The 6,474-nt window shown below is 65.5% G+C and carries 5 protein-coding genes; all 5 read left to right on the top strand.

Annotation, left to right across the window (positions count from 1 at the left end):
* Positions 1–220: 220 nt before the first annotated feature.
* A complete protein-coding gene (locus ACIRA7_RS13955) occupies positions 221–598 on the top strand; it encodes a group II truncated hemoglobin (protein WP_396221457.1) in 378 nt (125 codons plus the stop codon).
* A 13-nt stretch (positions 599–611) separates the two neighbouring features.
* Positions 612–1,136 carry an RsmD family RNA methyltransferase gene (locus ACIRA7_RS13950; protein WP_396221456.1) on the top strand — a complete coding sequence of 175 codons (525 nt, stop codon included), beginning with the start codon at positions 612–614 and terminating at the stop codon, positions 1,134–1,136.
* Positions 1,137–1,169: 33 nt separating this feature from the next.
* Complete coding sequence (locus ACIRA7_RS13945; RefSeq protein ID WP_396221455.1) at positions 1,170–3,326, top strand: penicillin acylase family protein; 2,157 nt, start codon at positions 1,170–1,172, stop codon at positions 3,324–3,326.
* 2 nt (positions 3,327–3,328) lie between these two features.
* Positions 3,329–4,183, top strand: coding sequence for a Fumble domain-containing protein (locus tag ACIRA7_RS13940; RefSeq protein ID WP_396221454.1), 855 nt, complete (start codon positions 3,329–3,331; stop codon positions 4,181–4,183).
* A gap of 409 nt (positions 4,184–4,592) precedes the next feature.
* Positions 4,593–6,443: a serine/threonine-protein kinase gene (locus ACIRA7_RS13935; protein WP_396221453.1), complete on the top strand. Its 1,851-nt coding sequence runs from the start codon at positions 4,593–4,595 to the stop codon at positions 6,441–6,443.
* Positions 6,444–6,474: the final 31 nt, after the last annotated feature.

Here is a 6,474-nt window from a genome sequence, read left to right as displayed (position 1 = left end):
GCGCTGATAGTTTGGGCGACGCGCGGAGGGCGACGGGGCAAACACGCGTATCTGGCAACCCCACGGGTTGGTCAGCGCGGTTCGCCGTGTCGCCCTTCACTTTTAGCGCCGTTCACCTTCGCGCCCCTAATTCTTAGCGCCGTTCACTCTTAGCGCCGTTCGCCCGTAACGCCCCCGCCGTTTGCCCGAACCCCCCGAGACGCTACTCTTCCTCACTCTCATGTCTCATTACGACGAACTCGGCGGTGAGACCGGCATCCATGCCTTGGTCGATCGCTTCTACCATCTCATGGACACCGCCCCCGAAGCGGTGAACGTGCGGGCGCTTCACGCCAGCAGCCTCAAGGTCTCTCGCCACAAGCTCTTTTTATTTCTGACCGGTTGGACGGGCGGGCCGGATCTGTACGTGGAGCAGTTCGGCCATCCGAAGCTGCGGATGCGGCATTTTCCCTTTGCCATCGGCGCGCGCGAGCGGGACGAGTGGCTGTGGTGCATGGATCGGGCGCTGGCCGAGCATGCGATGTCCGAGGAGCTCCGCGGATATCTCACGCTCCGCATGCATCAACTGGCCGATCACATGCGCAACCAACCCGAGTAGATCAGAACCCGTTATGCGCATCGTGGCCGGGAAGTTCGCAGGACGACACCTCACCTCACCCAACGATTTCCGGGTGCGCCCCACGGGCGAGACGGTGCGCGTCGCCCTCATGCGCCTGCTGCGCAATGATCTCGAAGACGCTCGCGTGATCGACCTGTTCGCCGGCACCGGTGCGCTGGGCCTTGAGGCGCTCTCGCGTGGCAGCAAGTACGTGGACTTCGTCGAGTTTCGACCCTCGAGTCTGCACGCGCTCAAAGCCAACATTGCCGCCCTCGGCGTTCGCGAGAAAACCCGCGTGTACAAGAAGGACGCGCTCCCGTTCGCGGGGGCCTTGCCGTCGGGGAAGTTCGACATCGCCTTCGCCGATCCCCCCTATGAATCGAAGATGCTCGACCGGCTCATCGAGAGCTGGCACCGGCAGAAGTTCTCGACCATTCTTGCGATCGAGCATGCGCGTGTGCACGTGCTCCCCACGATCGTGAAGCCGCAGCACACACAGGTCTTCGACGACAGCGCCATCTCGGTGTACCGCCTGTAATTCCCACCCGCTGCTCTCTCTCCAGCCCCTCCCATGCGCTCTATGCTCCGCTCCGTCCTCGCGGCGACCCTGCTGCTCGCGCCCGTCGTCGCCACGGCACAGCCATCGAAATGGAAGAAGCAGGCCGACCGTGTCACGATCATGCGCGATCAGTACGGCATCGCCCACGTGTACGGTAAGTCCGATGCCGACGCTGTGTTCGGCATGGTGTATGCGCAGGCTGAAGACGACTTCAATCGCGTGGAGACGAACTACATCACCGCGATGGGTCGCACGTCGGAAGTGGAAGGCGAGGGGGCGCTCTGGCGTGATCTGCGCATGAAGCTCTTCATCGACACGCTCGACATGAAGGCGAAGTACGCCGAGAGCCCGGTGTGGCTGAAGGCGCTGATGAACAGCTTCGCCGATGGCCTCAATTACTACCTGGCCACGCACCCGCAGGTGAAGCCGAAGCTGCTCACGAAGTTCGAGCCGTGGATGGCGCTCACGTTCACCGAAGGCAGCATCGGTGGAGACATCGCCGGTGTGAACGCCGGCGGCATCGAGCAGTTCTACGCGCCGCGTATGGGGATGACGCCCACCGGTCCGTCGCGGGAGGAGCTCGACGCCGAGTTCGAGCCGCGGGAGCCCACGGGCTCGAACGGCTTCGCTATCGCGCCGAAGAACACCGCCAACGGCCATGCCCTGCTGATGATCAATCCGCACACGGATCACTACTTCCGTCCGGAAATCCACGTGACCAGCGAGGAAGGGCTCAAGGCCTACGGTGCCGTCACGTGGGGACAGTTCTTCATCTATCAGGGTTTCAACGACAAGAACGGTTGGATGCACACGACCGGCGGCGGTGATGTGGCCGACGAGTATCAGCTCACGGTCACCGAACGCGACGGGAAGGTGTTCTACCAGTACGCCGGCGGCGAGCGCGAGATGACGGCGAAGCGCATCGTGCTCCCCTACAAGACGGCGGCAGGGCTGCAGCGCAAGACGGTCACGGCGTACTTCAGCCATCAGGGGCCGATCATTCGCAGTGACAAGGGCAAGTGGGTGGCGGTGCGTCTCATGCAGGAACCGATCAAGGCGCTGATGCAGTCGTTCGGCCGCACGAAGACGAGCGATTTCGCCAGCTACAAGAAGGTCATGGAGCTGCGCACGAATTCGTCGAACAACACCGTATACGCCGACGCGAACGGCACGATTGCCTTCGTGAATGGCGACTTCATTCCGAAGCGCAATCCGAAGTACGACTACACGCGCCCGGTGGATGGCGGCACGCCGGACACGGAGTGGCAGGGGCTGCACGCGATCGAAGAAACGATCATGGTCACGAATCCGGCCACCGGCTGGCTGATGAACACGAACAACTGGCCGTTCACCGCGGCCGGACCGAACAGCCCGAAGATCGGCGACTATCCGAAGTACATGTCGCAGTACCAGGAGGAGAACGCGCGCGGCGTGCACGCGATTCGGGTGCTGAATGGCCGCACCGACTTCACCGTCGACAAGCTCATCGCCGCGGCGTACGACAGCTACCTCCCCGCATTCGATCAGAGCATCCCGCCGCTGGTGGCGGCGTGGGATGCGCTGCCGGGCGCCGATACGCTGCGCATCAAGCTCGCCGAGCAGATCACGACGCTGCGCAACTGGGACTATCGCTACAGCCTCACGTCGGTGGCGATGTCGCTGGCCAATGCGTACGGCGAGGAGCTGGCGCGCGCCACGCGTGGAAACCGTGCCGCGGCGCGCGACAACGCCGCGATGCTCGGTGCACTCGCGCGCAGCGCCGACAAGCTGGCCGCCGACTTCGGCACGTGGAAGACGCCGTGGGGCGAGATCAACCGGTTCCAGCGCCTCGATGGGCGCATCGCGGCGGTGTATGACGACGCGAAGCCGAGCATTCCGGTGCCCTTCACCTCGTCGAACTGGGGCTCGTTGGCGGCGTTCTCGCAGAATGGCGTGCGGTCCACCAAGCGCATCTACGGCAACCGGGGCAACAGCTTCATCGCCGCCGTGGAGTTCGGTCCGCGCATCGTCGCCAAGACGTCGCTCGCTGGCGGTGTGAGCGGTGATCCGGCGTCGCCGTACTTCATGAATCAGGCCGAGGACTACGCGAAGGGGCAGTTCAAGTCCGTCAACTACTATCGCGACGACGTGGAGAAGAACGCCAAGCGCACGTACCACCCGGGGCAGTGACGGTGCTGGCGGAGACTGCGCTGCGCCCCGCGGCGGCCATCGACTTCGGCGCCAGCAACACCGACGTGGTGGTGCGTGATGGTGGAGCGACGCGCCATTGGACGCTGCCCAGCGAAGGGCAGCCCGATGAAGCGCGTGTGCGCCACGTGCTCCACGCGGGCGGCGTGTCGCCGCGCGATGTCGAGTGGATTGCGGTGACCGGCGGCAATCGCACGATGCTGCCCCCGGCCATCGACGATCGTGTATTACATCGGGTCGATGAAGTGCGCGCCATCGGGCGCGGCGGTCTCGCGCTGGCGCATCTCGAGTCGGCGCTGGTGACCAGCGCCGGGTCGGGGACGGCGTGCGTGGCGGCCACCCCGGCCGGTGCGCACCACGTGACCGGCACCGGTGTGGGTGGCGGCACGCTCGTGGGGCTCGGCCGTCTGCTGCTCGATACCGTGGATCCGCGCGAGATCGACGCGCTCGCGCAGGGCGGGTCGGACATGACGCACAATCTCACGATCGCTGAAGTGCTGGGCGGTGCGATCGGCAGTTTACCGCCCGAAACGACCGCCGTGAATTTCGGCCGTGTGGCCCGGCACCCGGTGAACGCGTCGCGCGAAGACACGGCGGCCGCGCTGGTGAACATGGTGGGGCAGGTGATCGCCGTGATCGCGATCAACGCGGCCCGTGCGCAGCAATTGCCACACGTGGTGATCGTGGGCCACCTGACGGATCTCAAGAGTATCCGTCGTACCTTCGGCCTCGTGGCCAAGTTTTACGGCGCCACGATTCTCACGCCCGACGACGGCGGATCGGCCACGGCCATCGGCGCCCTGCTCTCGACCGAGCAGCAGCTGCGCACCGGCGCGTAGTCTCTGCGCGAGAGAGGAGCTGCGTGTCTTCGCCGACGACGGCCAACGCATGGTGATGCCTCTGCACCACGCCCATGTGCGACCGCCGCACGGCAGCAGGGTGCTCGAGGTCGGTCACCAGCGAACCCGAATGGGACTCAGCCGTTCCCCAGTACCAGTGTCTCGTGCCGGGGTCGTCGAAGTTGACGGTCGTCGTGACGAGGCGAAGCCCCAGAACGCGTGACATGGAAGTCGACGGTGCGCTGTGCAGTGCTCGCCACGAGGGTGAGGTGGTGCAGGTCGAGAACGGCCGCATTGCTGGTGTGCACGGAACGATCTCCTGTCCGACGGTGGCTTGTAGCTTACCGCTAAGATACCAGAGATAGCCTTCGCGTTTGCAAGCGCTGCAGCTGCGGATTACTTCTCGGATATGACGCTGCCCTCACCTGCGCCGCTGCCGGCCGGCCTGTCCGCCGTTTTCGATACCGTTCGGCCATTGGGCGCCGGTGGCATGGGCGTCGTGTGGCTCGTGCGCGACCGCTTTCTCGACCGTCTGGTTGCGCTCAAGGTGCTGCAGGCCGACCGGTCGGGGCCGGAGGAGCGCGAGCGCTTTCTCCGAGAGGCACGTACGAGCGCACGGCTCGAGCATCCGAACATCATCAACGTGTACCGCGCCGACGAGACGGATGGTGTGGTGTGGTTTTCGATGCGCTTCATCAACGGTGAATCGGTAGGGGACCGGCTTCGCGATCGCGGGCCCATGCCCGTGGCGGACACGCTGCGCGTACTGCGCGAGGTTTCCTGGGGCCTGGCGTATGCGCACGCCCGCGGCGTCGTGCATCGCGACATCAAGCCGGACAACATTCTGCTCGATCGCGATTCCGGTCGGGCCGTGGTGACGGACTTCGGCATTTCGCGCGACGCCGCCGACGCCTCGAAACTCACCATGGTAGGCAACGTGCTCGGCTCGGTGCACTACATGAGCCCCGAGCAGGCCGCGGGCGAAGAGGTGGACGGCCGGAGCGATGTGTACGCGCTGGGGTGCGTCGCGTATCACATGTTGGCCGGCACGCCGCCGTTTGACGGGACCGCGCAATCGGTGCTCGTGGCGCATGTGACCAAGCAGCCGCCATCGTTGACCACACTGTCGCAGGTGCCGGCCGAGCTCGCGCTGCTGGTGAACCGGTGCTTGCTGAAGAATCCGTCGGAGCGACCGGCAAGCGCGGATCAACTGGCGAGTGCCTTCGACGCGCTGTGGAACGATGCCAACGCGCGCGCGCGCGCGTCGGCCGATGCGGCGCCGGGTGGTGTGCTTTCGGAAAATGAAGCGCGCGTGGTGTGGCAACGCGCGGCCCAGCTGCAGGCCGAGGCGGCGCATCGCATGGAGCGCCGTGCGGTGCTCGAGAGTGCGCGCGTGAGCGGCGAAGCAGCCGTCATCACGACCGACGATGCGTATCGCCTGCGCGACGTGGAAGCAGCGGCTGTCGAAGCGGGCATATCGCGGCAATACGTCGCCATTGCGCTCGCGGAGTTACGGGCCAATCCCAGCTCGGCAGCGCTGACCGACCCGATGTCGGAGGGGGCGGACCGCCGGACCACGCTGCTCATGGGCACCGCCGACCGCGCCTTGTCGGTATCGCGTGTCATTCAGGCATCACCCAAGGACACGCTGCAGGCGCTGGGTGCGGTGTTCACGGCTGCGCCGCACGAGTTCACGCTGCAGGACACGGTGAACGGCCACCCGCTCGACGGCGGCATCATGCGCTTCAAGGTGCCGCGGTTCATGGGGGCGTATTCGAACCCGTTCGCGGCGATGTCCAAAGCGAAGGCTGTACGATACCGGCTCGAGCAGATCGAGTTGTTCGATTTGAACGTGACACTGCAGGCGCGTGGCACCGCCGCGGCACCTGCGTGCGAGATCGTCGTGACGGGTGACCTGCGTGCGGGGCTCCGGCGGAACGTGATGTTTGATCTCGGGATCATGGCCGCGGTGAGCTTCTTTGCCAGCGTCAGCACGGCCGTGAAACTCGGCAGTATGTTGAAGGTGCCGGTGCTGAGCGCCGCGCCCTTGATTGCCGCCGCCGGCGCGGCGGTGCTGGGCTCCGCCGCTGTCATCATCTGGTACCGGTGGCTGTTCCGTGGCGCGTTGCGCGAGACCTACGAGGAACTTGGCGGGCTACTCCAGTTGGTCGAGCAGCAACTCAAGACGCAGCGCCTTTTCGACGGGGAGCGGGGAGTGCTCTCGAGCGCGACTGGGGAGTCCTTATCGGTCCCGCCTTGAACTGACCGGTCGTTACGTCGAAGGTCCACGC

Source organism: Gemmatimonas sp. (assembly GCF_044376735.1).
GTDB lineage: Bacteria > Gemmatimonadota > Gemmatimonadetes > Gemmatimonadales > Gemmatimonadaceae > Gemmatimonas.
The sequence above is the reverse complement of the archived record's forward strand: the minus strand, read 5'-3'. Positions and strand labels throughout refer to the sequence as shown.